The 14,776-nt window shown below is 51.9% G+C and carries 15 protein-coding genes and 1 other annotated feature; of the genes, 2 read left to right on the forward strand and 13 right to left on the reverse strand.

Features of this window, described 5'->3' with window-relative positions:
* Nucleotide 1: 1 nt before the first annotated feature.
* From IEV46_RS03380 to gpr, 6 genes are all read right to left on the reverse strand, one after another.
* Complete coding sequence (locus IEV46_RS03380) at nt 2–607, reverse strand: response regulator transcription factor (RefSeq protein WP_188429901.1); 606 nt, start codon at nt 605–607, stop codon at nt 2–4.
* On the reverse strand, nt 604–1,728 hold the full coding sequence (locus tag IEV46_RS03385; protein ID WP_188429903.1) for a sensor histidine kinase: 1,125 nt from the start codon (nt 1,726–1,728) through the stop codon (nt 604–606). The genes IEV46_RS03380 and IEV46_RS03385 overlap by 4 nt, the downstream gene beginning before the upstream one ends.
* A gap of 12 nt (nt 1,729–1,740) precedes the next feature.
* Nucleotides 1,741–2,892, reverse strand: coding sequence for a DUF418 domain-containing protein (locus IEV46_RS03390; protein WP_188429905.1), 1,152 nt, complete (start codon nt 2,890–2,892; stop codon nt 1,741–1,743).
* A gap of 193 nt (nt 2,893–3,085) precedes the next feature.
* Nucleotides 3,086–3,472 carry a DUF3679 domain-containing protein gene (locus IEV46_RS03395; RefSeq protein WP_188429907.1) on the reverse strand — a complete coding sequence of 129 codons (387 nt, stop codon included), beginning with the start codon at nt 3,470–3,472 and terminating at the stop codon, nt 3,086–3,088.
* A 36-nt stretch (nt 3,473–3,508) separates the two neighbouring features.
* Complete coding sequence (gene spoIIP, locus IEV46_RS03400; RefSeq protein ID WP_188429909.1) at nt 3,509–4,648, reverse strand: stage II sporulation protein P; 1,140 nt, start codon at nt 4,646–4,648, stop codon at nt 3,509–3,511.
* A 247-nt stretch (nt 4,649–4,895) separates the two neighbouring features.
* Complete coding sequence (gpr, locus tag IEV46_RS03405; protein WP_229735879.1) at nt 4,896–6,017, reverse strand: GPR endopeptidase; 1,122 nt, start codon at nt 6,015–6,017, stop codon at nt 4,896–4,898.
* Nucleotides 6,018–6,201: 184 nt separating this feature from the next.
* On the opposite strand from gpr, the gene rpsT reads away from it, so the two are divergent.
* A complete protein-coding gene (gene rpsT / locus IEV46_RS03410; RefSeq protein ID WP_188429911.1) occupies nt 6,202–6,468 on the forward strand; it encodes a 30S ribosomal protein S20 in 267 nt (88 codons plus the stop codon).
* Between the two features lie 42 nt (nt 6,469–6,510).
* On the opposite strand, the gene trpS is transcribed toward rpsT, so the two are convergent.
* The gene (trpS, locus tag IEV46_RS03415) at nt 6,511–7,494 is read right to left on the reverse strand and encodes a tryptophan--tRNA ligase (RefSeq protein ID WP_188429913.1); all 984 of its coding nucleotides are present in this window, start codon (nt 7,492–7,494) and stop codon (nt 6,511–6,513) included.
* Nucleotides 7,495–7,536: 42 nt separating this feature from the next.
* Nucleotides 7,537–7,758 (reverse strand) — a binding site (T-box leader).
* A gap of 150 nt (nt 7,759–7,908) precedes the next feature.
* On the opposite strand from trpS, the gene IEV46_RS03420 reads away from it, so the two are divergent.
* Nucleotides 7,909–8,412: a CcdC family protein gene (locus IEV46_RS03420; protein WP_188429915.1), complete on the forward strand. Its 504-nt coding sequence runs from the start codon at nt 7,909–7,911 to the stop codon at nt 8,410–8,412.
* A 71-nt stretch (nt 8,413–8,483) separates the two neighbouring features.
* Here the strand turns inward: IEV46_RS03420 and IEV46_RS03425 are convergent, their stop codons facing one another.
* The 6 genes from IEV46_RS03425 to IEV46_RS03450 all read right to left on the reverse strand — a co-directional run bounded on the left by IEV46_RS03425 (nt 8,484) and on the right by IEV46_RS03450 (nt 14,374).
* Entirely contained in the window at nt 8,484–10,010 is a 1,527-nt protein-coding gene (locus IEV46_RS03425; RefSeq protein ID WP_188429917.1) for a class I adenylate-forming enzyme family protein, read from the reverse strand.
* Between the two features lie 492 nt (nt 10,011–10,502).
* A complete protein-coding gene (locus IEV46_RS03430; RefSeq protein ID WP_188429919.1) occupies nt 10,503–10,970 on the reverse strand; it encodes a GNAT family N-acetyltransferase in 468 nt (155 codons plus the stop codon).
* A gap of 390 nt (nt 10,971–11,360) precedes the next feature.
* Nucleotides 11,361–11,834: a 2-thiouracil desulfurase family protein gene (locus IEV46_RS03435; RefSeq protein ID WP_188430336.1), complete on the reverse strand. Its 474-nt coding sequence runs from the start codon at nt 11,832–11,834 to the stop codon at nt 11,361–11,363.
* Nucleotides 11,835–12,106: 272 nt separating this feature from the next.
* Nucleotides 12,107–13,123 carry a DNA polymerase III subunit delta gene (gene holA / locus IEV46_RS03440; RefSeq protein WP_188429920.1) on the reverse strand — a complete coding sequence of 339 codons (1,017 nt, stop codon included), beginning with the start codon at nt 13,121–13,123 and terminating at the stop codon, nt 12,107–12,109.
* A complete protein-coding gene (locus IEV46_RS03445) occupies nt 13,095–13,829 on the reverse strand; it encodes a zf-HC2 domain-containing protein (RefSeq protein ID WP_188429921.1) in 735 nt (244 codons plus the stop codon). The genes holA and IEV46_RS03445 overlap by 29 nt, the downstream gene beginning before the upstream one ends.
* Nucleotides 13,826–14,374, reverse strand: a complete 549-nt coding sequence (locus IEV46_RS03450; RefSeq protein WP_188429922.1) for an RNA polymerase sigma factor — start codon at nt 14,372–14,374, stop codon at nt 13,826–13,828. Before IEV46_RS03450 ends, IEV46_RS03445 begins: the two co-directional genes overlap by 4 nt.
* Between the last annotated feature and the right edge of the window lie 402 nt (nt 14,375–14,776).

Below are 14,776 nucleotides of genomic sequence, written 5' to 3' on the forward strand. Positions count from 1 at the left end.
ATTAAATCCAGCCTTTTTCCTGCGCCTTTTGAATCGCGCGGTACCGCGAAACCACTCCCATCTTTTGTATAGCGGTCGACAAATAATTCCTGACTGTCCCTTTCGACAAAAAAAGATTATTGGCGATTTGCGCGGTCGTCTCACCTTCCGCTGCCAAGCGGAGAACCTCTTGCTCCCGCTCAGTTAAGGGATTTTCCTCTCTGTTAAAAAGAATGGGAGCCAAATCTGTGCTGATCACCCGCTGTCCTTTGACAACCGATCGAATGGCATCGACCAAAAAATCGATCGGCTCGTCTTTTAACAAATATCCTTCCACTTTGAGTTCCATCGCTTTTTGCAAGTAGCCCGGCCGGGTAAACGTGGTCACGATTATTATTTTGGACGGCAGGCCTTTTTCCCTCACTTTTTCGGCGACTTCAAGACCTGTCATCTTAGGAATTTCAATATCCAAGAGACATAAATCCGGTCGATGTTTTTCCACTGCATCCAATGCTTCCTCGCCATCTGTCACTTGCGCGACCACCTCGAGATCATCTTCCAATTGTAAAAGAGAGGTCAACGCCCCTCGCAGCATTTTTTGATCTTCTGCAATGACGATGCGAATCATTGGCTGTTTCCCCTTTCTTGTTCATTCACAGGTAAACGCAAAGTCACGCTCACCCCTCCGTGAGAAGAAGCCCCCAGCTCGGCATGACCTTTCAGCAAACGCATGCGTTCCTGAATGGAGGCCAAACCGTTTCCGTCCGTATCCCCCCTCGAAAAACCCACCCCGTCGTCCTCAATGTGCAGTTCGAACCACTCGTTCGTCATTTCACCAGTGATCATACAATTTTTCGCTTGGCTATGTTTAACAATGTTCGTCAAGCACTCACGCAAGCAGAGAGCCAGCATCGTCTCTGTCACTTTTGACAGATTGTGCAGAGAGGCACTTTGCCTGACATGTAATTGGATGTCCAAACTGTCGAGCAGCTTGCGGGCGTGTTTGATTTCTTCATCTAAAGCCACGTACTTCATGGATGTTACCAACTCGCGAACTTGTTTTAAGGCAAAACGGGATGTATGTATCACCTCATTCATTTCCTGTTTGGCCAGATCAGCATCTGTGCTGATCAGACGTGCCGCCAACTCGCTTTTCATTTTAATCATCGTCAATGTTTGTCCCAGTGTGTCATGGAGGTCGCGGGCAATGCGGTGGCGCTCTTCCTCTTGGATGTACCGTTCAATTTTTTTGTTTGCCGTGGCCAGCTCACGCTTCAACGACTTTGACCGTTCGGTGATGCGAACGATAAACGGAACTATCAGAAGGAGGATCAGAATCGGAAGGTGTATCGTGTGAACAAAGGATAACGGATCTCCCGTTAATAACCAGTGAGTCACTGCTTCCATGACAATGAACCCTGACATACCTAAACACATATGCACCAACGAACGCGTGCGACCGAGTAAGTCGGCAAAAATAAATGCGTACAATAAAAACCATTGATTATAAAAAGCTCCAAAGATCACTAAAATGCCGCACCCAAAGAATGAAGATGCGAGCAGACGCCAATCTCTGCACCACAAACCTATATAAAAGGCGAGCAGAAACAGACACAACAATACGAGGGTTACCACCCGTCCAAATGGACTGTCGGTTGTGAGCACGTTATAAAATAAAAAGATGAAAATGACTACATCAAGGATAAGGTATTTTTCTATTTGATCCGCCGGATACAATTTGCGTGTCATCGATGCAACCCCTCAGTTTCTATCGGCAACAATCCGTGAAAAATATCGACGGGCTGATTCCATCGGACCCAGTTTAAACTTCTGAAGCCATAGCATGGAAAAGCCTATTTGTAAGAAACTAACAAGAAACCAAATCCCAATCGTCGCCAAGGATCCCACCTCGCCACCGATGCCAAATCCCCAGCCGTAAAAAATGATTGACGACAAAATGTTTTGTGCCACATAACAGCTCAACGCCATTTTCCCGATTTCCTCCAGACGGGACCAGAGCCAGAAGCCTTCGTTTCGCTCCACGAGTTTAGCTACGAGAGCGATATACCCCACAGAAAGAAGGGGAGCAAAACAATAGCGAATCGAAAAGTCAAACATTCCTCCGGGAACAAAAATGAGCAAGTTTAGCGGAACACCGAGCCATAACCCGATTGAGAGCATTTTGTTGCGAATGCTTTTCCCTTTTTCATTCGGCGAAAAAGCACCGGAACGCATGAGGCGCACACCTGTCAAAAATAAAAACACATTCATGGGGATAACAAAAATGGCTTCTGCCCTGAGCAGTAAAAAGTTGGCCAATCGATACTGAATTTGCTCCATCCACGTCCCGTCGCGATACAACAAAACGACATCGTCCATGTCCCCGAGGGAAATGTTCGCTCCCAATAAGCTAAAGTAAACAATCAGCGCCGTCATCAGACAAATGACCGTTACGTGAAAGCCTCCGACCAGGATCAGCGCTCGACGAATCGCCTGATCTCCACCTTTTACAATGAGCGCAACGATGATGGCGGTGACGGCATAGCTCATCAAAATGTCGTATTCCATCACAAGCGTGAAGTGGATCAGACCTTCCATCAACAATATAAACGATGTCCAAAAGTAGATACCAGGCCAAGCGGTTCCTCTGCGTACAGACTGTTGGTACTTCAATTCCAGCCCTACACCGAACATAATGGTTAACAAACCCAGCAGTTTTCCATTCACTAAAAACAGAACGACTAACCTTAAAAAGTCGTCGATGGAGGACCACCAATTTGCATGATCATAGGTAAACATGTAAGAAATGTCCCCTAAATTTGCAAAGATCCAGATATTGGTCCCCAATGTTCCTAAAATAGCAAATCCTCGTAATATATCAAGTAACCGGATTCGTTCCCTCGTCTTCGCCATTGCCTTCCCTCATTTCCAGTCCTTTGGTTTTCCCCTGTTCATTTTATCCTTGGAATGACGGAGTCGGTATTCACAGCGATCAATTGATTCATATGACAGGTGTCATGATTTGATTGAGGCCCTTATCCGAGTTCCAAAGGTGAAGGTTGCCTCTCAAAGAAACAAAAAACCCCGGATTGGGTCCGGGTGTCCTCTACCGATTCTTCTCCTGAAACCAGCCCACCACCTGTTCAATGGCTTTACGGGTGGCTTGTTTGATACCTTCACCTGCCTGGTTGCCGGCTGTGGTCAGCCAGCCGCTGTCGTCGGGGTCGGTTGGTGGAGTTTCCACTTGTGTTGATTCATCCGGGCTTGGTCTCTTATCTTGTTCCTCTTGGATCACCACCGGACTCTCCGTCTGGTAAACATGGCCCAAGACCGCGATCTCCACCCGTCCGTCCTGGGGGGTGATGTGGACGGCTCGGGGAGCGCCTTCGCTCCCTTGGTTGCGGTGGATATTCTGTTCCGCAGTGTCAATGCCCAGGAAGATTCCAAACATCAGAACCATCGTCAACGCCGATACTTGGATCAACATCCGCATGGTCCATCACCCCTTCAGACTGATTCTACCGTTAGGTCACCTTGCTTTTCCGTCCACCGGTACCGCTTCGAAATGGATCTCCGCCAAGGCCCGGGCCAATGCATCACTGGTCCGGTATGTCTCCGCAAAGGTGTTATCCACTCCGCCGATTTCGATCAACAGGCTGTTGGGAGAAAGGGATTGGTTGTACTCCCCATTGCCCATGGCCCGGCTTTTCCGGAATACCCCTTTGGACAGACCCGGATAGAGCTCGTTCAGTTTATTGTGGAGTTTGCGGGCCAATTGTTCATTCTTTTCCCAGTGGGGATTGGCCGTCCCGATGACAAAGGCAATCCGGGCGTAGTCCTTCCCGTCAATCTCCTTGGTGGTCTTGGCCCGGCGTTGCGAATCCCGGTGGATATCGATGAAATACCGGAGATCCTCGTCCTGTTTCATCGCCGCCACCACTTTCTCCCGGGAGGCTTGATAAAGCTTGTTCCATTCCGCTTGGTAACCCCCGGTGTAAACCTGTGCTCCGATTCCCAATTTCTCCAATGAATTACCAAACCTTTCTCCCACCCGGCCGATGTTTATCTTATTGTCGTAGGCCGTATGGGGATCCTTCGACCCTTTCAATTCGGGAAGAAAGGATTCCGTATAGTGAGTATGGTAAATAAAGACCCGGTTTTTCTCTTTTCCGGGGGTGACGCCTTTCTTTTCAGTCGAAGACTCCTTTTGCTCCGGCTTGGAATCCATCTTCTTTTCCAGGTCAGAGGGGGGAGGGGATTCAATCGGAATCGAAGTGTAGTCCACATCCTCCGCCGCCACCACAATCTCGGTGTCAAACAGGGCAAAACCCGGCAGTTCACTTCCGAGAAAGGTACGGGGGTCTTGCGGATCTACACTGGTGATCAGTTCAAAGAAAACCCGGGAGAATCTAGGTTCCCTCAAAGCATCCTCCATCACAGCCAGATGGGGGATCTCCCCACCCATCAGATAGAGCAGGGTTTCCGTCGAGAAATGGGAGGTGATCCGTCCCAAGTCAGATGATTGGGCACTCCGTTTGGCCTGGATCATCGCAAACAATCCTGTCAATACAAAGATGAACGCTGTTGCCAGGATCAGAATCACAAACAGTTTCCGGACTTGTGGAGTGGACATATTCCATGTGCTGAACCGATGAACCCGGTGCCTCATTCTCTTCCCTCCCCGAGCTTGTCTCTACTGGCGAATATATGAAGGGAAAAGGTAGAGTAGAACGGATTTTTTGAACCCTGATAGATCAGGGAGCCGGATCCTTCTTCGGGAGGCGAAAGAAGTTTGTGATTTAGTGCGTTTCTTGGAGACTCAGGATTGGGTCCCCCGCTACGTTTTGTTGCTCTTAACTGCCAAGTCACTCCTAAGAAAACCACCTCTCCCTCTGATGGACTTTTTCACAACGCTTCTAATTGATATGAGCAGATACGTTTTCGGGAGTGATCGCTTCGTGGAGGGCGCAGTTCAACCCGTCGGCCACCAACTTCCCCATATCCCCGATAAACATGTCCACTTCCTTCGGGGTGACGATCAGATTTTGCCCCAGGGGATTGAGCACTTCGTTGATCAGCCGCCGTTTCTCCTCAGAATCGAGAGTCCCCACCATCCCCAACATCTGTTGACTGGTGCGGGAGGAGATTTTCTGATCGCGAATCTCCTTGAGATTGGGACGATTCAAGGGGTCGAGGGGATTGGTCGGTTGTTTCTGATTCATCTGACGGTGAAGATAGGAGATCACCATTTCCACCGAGTCATGGGCGATGGTGGCTGCATCCACCACTGTCGGAATCCCGATGGCGATGACAGGAATGCCCAGACTTTCCCGGTTGAGAGCCTTCCGCTTATTTCCCACCCCAGAACCGGGATGGATGCCGGTATCCGCCACTTGGATGGTGGTGTTGACCCGACTGAGAGCGCGGGAAGCCAAGGCATCAACAGCGATTACCGCATCAGGGCGTGTTTTCTCCACAATCCCGAAGATAATTTCGCTGGTCTCCATCCCCGTGGTTCCCAAGACGCCGGGGGCGATGGCACTGACGGGTCGATACCCCTTCTCCACCTGTTCCGGCATCAGTTCAAACAGGTGTCGGGTAACCATCATATGCTGCACTACAAAAGGCCCCAGAGCATCGGCGGTGACATCGCGGTTGCCCAGACCGACAATCAGGATGTCAGCGTTGGGATCGATTCCTGTTTCCCGAAGAAACTTCTCAAATTGAACGGAAAAATGGGAGGCTACCCGGCTCTGCAATTCGGAATCCTTGCTGCGGAGAGCAGGAATCTCCAACGTCAGGTAAAGGCCGGGGACTTTACCCAGCGCCTCTGCCCCCTGTTCATCCTCGATTCGGATCCAGCTCGTGGTGATCCCTTCCTCCTCATGCTCATCCATCTGAACTCCCGGAATCCCGCTTCCGTCCCCCCGGTTTTGTACCGCCATATCGACGGCTTCCCGGGCCAGATCCGTCCGAATCGGGAAGTTCGCCAAGTTCAGCCGTTGATCCTTATCTCTCATCTCATGTTCAGAGGCCATCAGCAGCTCCATCCCTTCTGTTCATTTCTTACCATTTATTCCATGATCGGATGTAATTTATTCCCTTTCCTTCCCAGGGATGAACCTGTGACCTGTCTTGCTTTTTGCCATTCCCCGTGATAAAATTTAGCGTGTTGCACACTTATCGGGCGATTTTGACCTGAACGACCGGGAGGTGAACCAGATGCCCAACATTCAATCCGCCATCAAACGGACCAAGACCAATGAGAAACGGCGCCAGCAACGGATGGCCCAAAAATCAGCCATCCGCACCTCCGTCAAAAAATTCCTGGTGGCTGTTGAAAATCAGGAAAAGGAAACGGCCGGCAGCCTGTTGCGGGAAGCCAAGCGAAAGCTGGACAAAGGAGTGACCAAAGGCCTGCTCCATAAAAATGCTGCCGCCCGGCAAAAATCCCGCCTCGAGAAAAAGTTCAATGCCCTGAATGGCTGACACGGATCCATTTAAAAACGACCCTTACGGGTCGCTTTTATTTTATTTGGAAACCAGCCCCATCGCTTGTTGCATCCGGGACAGCGTCTCACCTGCCACTTCCCGGGCGCGCTCGGCTCCTCTGGCCAAGGCACGTTGCACTTCTCCACTGTCCATCACATCGCGGAAACGATCCTGCAGCGGTTTGAGCTCCTGGATCACTGCCTCGGCAGTATCGATCTTGAGATGGCCGTACCCTTTATTCCGATACCGCTTTACGAGGGATTCGACGGACTCCCCGGTCATCGCACTGTGGATATCGAGCAGGTTGCTGATTCCCGGCTTGTTTTCCCGGTCATACCGGATGTTGTTTTCCGAATCTGTGACCGCCCGTTTAAACTTCTTGAGAATGAGATCTGGATCATCGAGAAGTTGGATGCTGTTCAGATAACTGTCAGCACTCTTGCTCATTTTCTTCTCCGGATTGTCCAGCGCCATGATGCGGGCTCCAGTTGTTCCGATTTGGGGTTCCGGAATCTTGAACACCTCTCCGTAGATCCGATTGAACCGTTCCGCCAAATCCCGGGTCAACTCCAGGTGTTGTTTCTGATCTTCCCCGACCGGGACGAGATCCGCCTGGTACAGCAGAATATCAGCCGCCATCAAAACAGGATAGCTGAACAGACCGGCAGTGGCTGAATCAGATCCTTTTCCCTTATCCTTGAACTGAGTCATGCGACTCAATTCACCCATGCGGGTGATGCACTGAAGCAACCAAGCCCCCTCCGAATGAGCCGGGTTGTGGGATTGAACAAACAAGGCACTCCGATCCGGGTCCAGCCCCGCCGCAAGATAGAGCCCGGCCAACTCCAGGGTTTTTCTGCGCAACTCTGCCGGATCCCGAGGCACGGTCAAAGCGTGCAGATCAACCACACAGAAGAAACACTCCGCTTCTTCCTGCAACGGAATAAACTGTTTCAGCGCTCCGATGTAGTTGCCCAAATGAAGATCTCCTGTCGGCTGCATTCCGGAAAAAACACGTTTCATACTTTCAGCCACTCCTTTGCAGAAAATAAAAAAACCCGTCCACATCGGGACGAGGTTTCTCTCGCGGTACCACCCGGTTTCGCCAACTGAGGCGCGCTCTCAGAAATAACGGCCGGAACTGGGCCGACCGGCCTCCCCCTCTCCTTGACGGGTCGAAGGAGGCAGCTCCGAAGTCCATTCACGCAGTGTTTCCACCGGCTCGCACCCACCGCCGGCTCTCTGGGCGAAACTCTCTGCGCTACTCTTCTTCTTCATCGCCAAAGGGTCATCAATCGTTTGTTTCTAATCATCATACTCTTTGGCATGGAAAAACGCAATGCCCACCTGTTTTGCTTTTTTCCGGCCAAGAGGTTACTATAGCTATGGAAGTTTCCAAACGGGAGAATAATCGGGATGATGAAGGAGTCATGTACGATGGGGCATGTGTTTCCGCTCAATTTGCAACTGGCGGCCACTTTGGGCACTCTGTTCATGGCCCTGATGGTTATCTTTCTCCGTCTCAGAGCCTCCAAAAAACCCACCAACGCCAAAAAGATTCTGATGCCGCCGATCGGGATGAGCACCGGCTTTCTGATGTTTGCCTTTCCGCCCTTTCGAATTCCCTTCACTTGGGGACTGGCAGCCTTTGTAACGGGAACACTTCTCTTCGCCTGGCCCCTGATCCGCACCTCCCGGTTTGAAACGGGAAAGGATGGACAGGTTTATCTGAAACGATCCAAAGCCTTCATTCTGATTCTGTTCGCATTGTTGATTATCCGGTTGTGGGCTCATGAGTATATAGAACAATTTATCACGCTGGAACAGACCGCCGGTGTATTTTTCACTTTGGCCTTTGGCATGCTCTTTCCCTGGAGGATTATGATGTATCTGAAGTATAAAAAACTGAAAGAAGAAGTGCAGAGTACGGTAACGAAATGAAACGGCAATCCGGTGGATCAAACTTGAAATTCAGGCGACAGCCGGGCGGGATGTTCTTCCGCCCGGTTGTTTTATTCCACCATATCGACGGTTTTCATCCGATCTGCCTGTTCCCGCAGAACGTATTTCGTTACCATACCCAAACTGTTTCTGGGAAGCATGTCGACAAAGGCAACTTCCATCAGCTGATGCTCCGCAAGACGTTCCCGGCCGTAGCGAAGGACATCCTCCTCAGTGATAGAGGAATTTTCCTCCTTGACCACATAGGCACGGGGTACTTCCCCCTTCTCCGGGTCCTTCACACCGATCACTGTTACTTCTGCCACACCCTCCATCTCTCCCAAGACCTTCTCCACCTCAGTGGGTAAAACCAGTTCTTCATTGCAGTGAATCAGGTCTCTCCAACGATCCACCACATAAAGAAGTCCATCTTCCTCCAGTCTGCCGGCATCTCCCGTATGAAACCAGCCATCCCGGATCGCCCTCGCCGTCTCCTCCGGATCCTTCCAATATCCCGGTGTCACTTGTGGGCCCCGGTACACAATTTCCCCGATTTCACCCGGAGGCACCTCTCCGCCGGATTCCGGATCAACCACCTTGATCTCACCGAGCAGTCTCTTCCCTGCAGAGTGGCAGGTAGAAAGCCCCATATCCGGATTCCAAAAAGTGATTCCACCGGTCACCTCACTTGCTCCATAGATCTGGACAATCGGAAAGCCCAGTGAAGAATATTGCCGGATGATCTCCTCCGGTACCGGACCACCACAGAGAAATTCCCGCATCGAACCCGTGTCCCAATCCCCGTTCATCGCGGGGGGAAGCATGTAGCCCAACATCGCGGGCAGGCTCACCAAATGGGTGATCCGCTCTCTTTCCACCACTTCCCACACACGAACCGGATGAAACTCCGGCATGAATATCACGGTGCCCCCCAACAAAAGTGCATTGACCATCGCCGAGATCCCGTTGATTCGGAAAAGCGGGGTGCAGATCAGAAAACGGTCCCCCCTTCGTACATCCAGAGTCAAACTGGCCGCCACCCCGAAGGCATGAAAATTGGAATGGGTGGTAATGACACCCTTGGGCTTCCCGGTGGTACCGGAAGTATAAGTGAGAGCCACCTGATCTTCCGGATCAATCTGCACATTCGGTTCCGTGTCCGGATATTCCAGGAGAGCTTGTGCAAAGGGGGGATTCAGTTTCTGATCAATGCTGACCCGAACCATCCGCTCCAGAAACTCACAGGACTCTAGCTCGTCCGCAATTTCGGAAAACTCCTCGTCAAAGAAAAGAAGTTTGGGTTCAGTCTGCTCCATCATCTGCCAAAGCTCTGCCAAACTGAGCCGCCAATTGAGGGGGACCGCCACTGCCCCCAGTTTGGCTGCCGCCAATAACACCGTGGCAAAGGGGTGATTGGTGCTACAAAGAATCCCGATCCGGTCCCCTTTTTGAACATCCAATTCCATCATAAAATGGGCCAACCGGTTCACCCGCCGGTTCAATTCCCGATAGGTAACACGCTCGTCCCCATACACAACGGCCTCCAGATGCGGCGAAAAATCAGCTCTGTTTCGCAGCATCTCGCCAACAGTAAACATCACTTGCACACCTCTGTTGAAATATATTCTGAATGAATTAGGACCTTATCTAAACCATTATATAACAGAAAAAAGGATCTCAAAAGGAACTTTCCTTCAGACGCCAAAATATTGACAGGGGAATCCATGGAAAAAGCCCTCAAGGACAGCAAACCCACTGAACCCGTTGCTGTCGGAGATCAGGAATGAAAAAATCCCCCGTCCCGCTGTGCCTTCTTTTCCTTTCAAGAAAAAGGAAGGAAAAGTGGATTCCATCCAGGTCTGACCCGTCGTCGATGCATCCGTTCGCCACTCCTCCCGGTTTCCGTCTACGATACCGGTCGACGGGAATCCACCGAAATTTACCATCAGATTATTCATTAAGGCATATGTGAAGAAATACCGATTCAAGGTGACCCCCCACTGAAGACTTCATCTGATGGATGAAAAAAACACAGGCAAAGACCTGATCCAATTCTTCCGCCTGCACCGGATTGATTCCGATAACAAAGATTAACCGGCATCTCCATCCCGAACCATCGTAAAACGGGTCATCCAAAATCCCGGGGCCGTCTCCTCTTCTCCAACCTCAATAAAGCCCAGCCTCCGGTACAACTTTCTCGCCGGATGATTGAGCGATCCGGTGCGGACTTCCACCCGGTGAACTGCAGTCGTGGAATCCAGCAGTGATTGGAGGAGGGCGGTGGCCACTCCTTTGCGAAAGTGGCGGGGGTGCACCATCACCCGATGAATGTCCAACACCTTCTCTTCCAATTTGTACGAAACCGCCCCGGCCAACTCCCCTCCCAGATACCAGCCGTAGAAGGTTTCCCCGCTGGAGATTAGCATCTCCACAGTATCCCGGAGAGGAGGGATCCCGTCAAATCCTGTCAGTTCCGCTTCCACCCGGTAGGAGGAGAGTTGCAGATCCAACACCTGTTGCGCCACTTTCCGATCAGTGATGTCCAATTCCTTCATCATGCTGAAATCCCTCCTCAAGCAGATACACCTATTCAATCACAACAATAAAAAGAAAACAAAGAAAGGGATCGAATCTCCAGTCGGAGGGGGGAGTACACCTTTGACCGCCAGCCAAGACATCTACACCCGCACATACCGGCCTCATTTTCCATTGAAAGCTTTGTGATATAGTGCCTTCCAAGCCGGTCGGGACGGGGTTTCACACTCCACGCAATCGTTCTGACGGGCCAAAGGCGCTTCATATGTAACCCAATCCTCCCTGTGACGAGCTTTTCACAACACTTCGTTTAACCACGACAGGGAGAGAGTGACGCCACTTTCCGATTTTTCGAACCCATGAAGCAAAAACCGCCCAACCGGGCGGGTTCCATTCCCAAAACGGATCTAGTTTCAGGACTCTTCCTTCTCCCCTTCTTTGCCTTCCCATGTCTCCTCCGAAACCACACGGATACCGTGGCGGCGGAGCAGAGCCGCAGTCACTCCCAGTCCAGCTTTTTTTGATTGCCTGAAGGTACCGTCATAAATCATGCAACTGCCACAGGATGGACTCCGCTCTTTCAAAATCGCTTCCGTAGCGCCCACGGCCTGGGCCATGGCCAATGCCTCACGCGCACCTTCCACAAATTGTTGGGTGACATCGTTGCCCTGATTGTCGATCACTTTCGCCTTGCCGTCCAGCACATCGTCACCATCCCCGCCAACAATCTCCGCCGGATTGCGGGGGGTTGGAAGTCCCCCCATCTGTTCGGGGCAGACGGGGATGGCCTTTCCTTCCCGGACCAGCTTCCGGATCTTATCGATCTTATTGTGCTTTTTGTCATAACGGCAGTTAACCCCGGCAAAACAGGCACTGACAATCTTCACCTCTGCCGGTCCACTCTTACCCATGAATCCGTAACCTCCTTTCCCATTGATTTACCTGATTTGGATGTGAAGATCATATCCAGACATGGAAAGTTGTATCCATAGGACACTAGGAGCGTTGTGATTTAGTGCGTTCTTGGACGGTCGGGATTGGGTTTCACATGACCTTTTCGTTTCCGAACTGCCAAAACACTCCATGTGAAACCCAACCCTCCCTGTGAACAGCTTTTCACAATGCTTCCAGAGTGGCTATCCTTCAAACCCGGCGCCTTTCACCGGATGGACAGGATCAGACGCTCCACCGCCAAGGTCTTATCGATCCGGCCGGATTTGATAGCCCGATCCGCCTCGATCGCCCGGAACAGCCATTCCCGCAAGGCTCCCTCCGAACAGGAGCTGACCTGTCGCAAGGCAAGTTTCACCGGATAAGGATGAACTTTGAGGGTGGATGCGATCTCCCGCTCAGACATCCCCTTGGCAGCCAACACCTTCACCTGGAGCATCAGGCGAAATTGGCGGATGATCAATGCCAGGATACGGATCGGCTCTTCCCGGTTCTGCAACAGATCGTAAAAGAGAGCGATTCCTTCCGCAACCCTCCGTCGTGCGACCCGATCCACCAGTTTAAACACATCCTGCTCCAAGGTGCGGGAGACCAGCTCCGTCACTGTCTCGGGTGTGATTCTACCGGAAGGCCCCGCATAGGTAGCCAGCTTCCGGATTTCCATGTCGAGGAGACGCAAATCCCCTCCCACCTGGCGGATGAGAACTTCCCCTGTCTTGGGGTGAACCTCCACCCCGGTTTCTTTCAGCTTTTCTGCCACCCAACGGGGGAGCTCCTTGGAATCCAGGGGGTGAAAAACGACTTCCCGGACCTGTTTCCTCAACTTCTTCACCACTTTTTTCCGGGCATCCAGCTTTTCCGCGGGCACGGTGAGGACCAGCACATTCCCTTCCAGGGGTTGGGTGGCGTAGCGGACCAGCTCCTCCGGCCGGTGCTCTTGTTTCTTCCTGCCCTGTGCAGAGGTGAGAAACCAAGCGTTCTTCCCCACTACCAACCGATGCCTGCCAAAAAATGAAGGTGTTTCCGCCTCCAACACCAGGTCTTGGACCGGTATCTCCTCCAAATCCATCACGGTATGATTCCATTCCCGATCCTCCCCAACACCCAGCACCGCGTCCTCCAGACGCTTGATCGCCTCCTCCATGAGGAAAGTCTCCATTCCGTAAAACAGGTAGACCGGTGCGTACCGACCGGACTCAATCTCCTTGATCCACTTGCGATCCATGATGCGCGCCTCCGTTTTGCGAACTTGGTTGGTCCCCATCCGGGCTGGGGAGGTTTACCCTTTTGCTTTTTCCCGACTCCGGAAACCGAATGATCAAAATATCCGCCCGTTCCCATTCCAGCTGGATCTCCTCCTTCATCTGCAAAGGGGAAGATCGGTATATCACTTTACCTTTTTGATTCCGGACGATCACACGGTTCTCCGAAATCATGGCCTGATACTCCCCTCCCGGAGACCACTCTTCCTCCCCTGACATGAGAGAGTCCACGCCGGATTTGTTCTCCTTGGAAGTTTCCGGGGGGAGATCGGCTTCTTCCATTTCAAACCCCTCCAAATCCGGTCGCGATTTCCCTCCGATAGGAAATCCATCCTTTAAGCTGACCATCGCCAGGATGACAGCAGCCACAGCCACCCCCGCCGGAATGGTGCGGAACAGCCACTTTTTCCTGTGGGACCGGGGCGAATTCACCACGGGCTCCGCCGGTGGCATCGTCGTGTTGTCATTGAGCACCTGATCCACCAGTGAAACCGGCGGTTCCGGACGCGGCAATCCAGACAGAAGACGGGATACTTTCTCCAGCTCCCGGGCCACCTGTGCACATACGGGACAAGTGGACAGATGACGGTTCAGCTCCTCTCCCTCCGCGGGAGACAGGTCTCCATCCAGATTCCGTTGGATCCAATCCTGCCACTCTTTGCAATTCATGGGCGCACCCCTCCCTCCCGATAGTCCGCCAACCACTTTTGCAGTTTTTTGCGTCCCCGGAACAGGTGCGACTTGACTGTATTCAACGGTAATTGAGTCGTCTCCGCGATCTCCTCATATGTAAAATCCTGTAGATAACGTAGGATGACCACCCTGCGCTGAGGTTCCGGCAACCGGTGAATGGCGCATTTCACATCGTGGGAGACCCCCGCCCATTCCACCGGACTTTCCCGCCGCCCCCGGTCGGGATCCATCCCTTCATCCAGAGGAAGGATTTTTTTCCTCCTTCTCAGAAAGTCGACAGCTGTGTGGAGTGCGATCCGTTGCGCCCAAGTTTCCACCTTCGCTTCAAACCGGTAACCGGGTAGGTTTCGATAAATACGGAGAAGTGCCTCCTGAGCCGCATCCAGGGCATCCTGCTGATTTCCCAACATATACAAAGCTGTACGATAGACCGGTCCTTCCAGCTCTTTCAGCAATCCGACCAGGGCTTCCCGGTTTCCATCCTGGGCCCGCCGTACCTGATCCCCCTCGAGCAAATCCATCCCTCCTGGCAGAATTGACGGATCCATGCCACCAAAAGTTGCAATGGATTTCGAACCTCACTCCACCATCCCGCCTTTTGCCAAATCTCCGCTTCATTCCTGTTCCCGTCCATTGTATCACAGAGAAAAGTCCCCGATCCTCGGAAGGGAAGGGGAGCAGTAGCAAAGTCAAAGGGGATTCCGGTGGAGGTTCCGGACAAGGGGGTGCAGATTCTTGCCAGCGCACTCTGCTTATTTGTCCGGATCCGGTTGTTTTACACGATCGGCGAAAGAAAGAAGGCTCAAATGTATTCATTATCCGTATTTTAAGTGGGGAGGATCGTGTTCTGACACGCACATTGCACCTATAGGGAAAGTCCCGTCAGGGTTTCCGACGTCCTTTCTCCCAGTTCATCCACAGCC

The sequence above is a fragment of the Kroppenstedtia guangzhouensis genome (genome assembly GCF_014637345.1).
Lineage (GTDB): Bacteria > Bacillota > Bacilli > Thermoactinomycetales > DSM-45169 > Kroppenstedtia > Kroppenstedtia guangzhouensis.

Coding starts and splice junctions, on each gene's coding strand:
- IEV46_RS03380 (WP_188429901.1), bottom strand. CDS start 607: ATGATTCGCATCGTCATTGCAGAAGATCAAAAAATGCTGCGAGGGGCG.
- IEV46_RS03385 (WP_188429903.1), bottom strand. CDS start 1,728: ATGACACGCAAATTGTATCCGGCGGATCAAATAGAAAAATACCTTATC.
- IEV46_RS03390 (WP_188429905.1), bottom strand. CDS start 2,892: ATGGCGAAGACGAGGGAACGAATCCGGTTACTTGATATATTACGAGGA.
- IEV46_RS03395 (WP_188429907.1), bottom strand. CDS start 3,472: ATGCGGATGTTGATCCAAGTATCGGCGTTGACGATGGTTCTGATGTTT.
- spoIIP (WP_188429909.1), bottom strand. CDS start 4,648: ATGAGGCACCGGGTTCATCGGTTCAGCACATGGAATATGTCCACTCCA.
- gpr (WP_229735879.1), bottom strand. CDS start 6,017: ATGGCCTCTGAACATGAGATGAGAGATAAGGATCAACGGCTGAACTTG.
- rpsT (WP_188429911.1), top strand. CDS start 6,202: ATGCCCAACATTCAATCCGCCATCAAACGGACCAAGACCAATGAGAAA.
- trpS (WP_188429913.1), bottom strand. CDS start 7,494: ATGAAACGTGTTTTTTCCGGAATGCAGCCGACAGGAGATCTTCATTTG.
- IEV46_RS03420 (WP_188429915.1), top strand. CDS start 7,909: ATGGGGCATGTGTTTCCGCTCAATTTGCAACTGGCGGCCACTTTGGGC.
- IEV46_RS03425 (WP_188429917.1), bottom strand. CDS start 10,010: ATGTTTACTGTTGGCGAGATGCTGCGAAACAGAGCTGATTTTTCGCCG.
- IEV46_RS03430 (WP_188429919.1), bottom strand. CDS start 10,970: ATGATGAAGGAATTGGACATCACTGATCGGAAAGTGGCGCAACAGGTG.
- holA (WP_188429920.1), bottom strand. CDS start 13,123: ATGGATCGCAAGTGGATCAAGGAGATTGAGTCCGGTCGGTACGCACCG.
- IEV46_RS03445 (WP_188429921.1), bottom strand. CDS start 13,829: ATGAATTGCAAAGAGTGGCAGGATTGGATCCAACGGAATCTGGATGGA.
- IEV46_RS03450 (WP_188429922.1), bottom strand. CDS start 14,374: ATGGATTTGCTCGAGGGGGATCAGGTACGGCGGGCCCAGGATGGAAAC.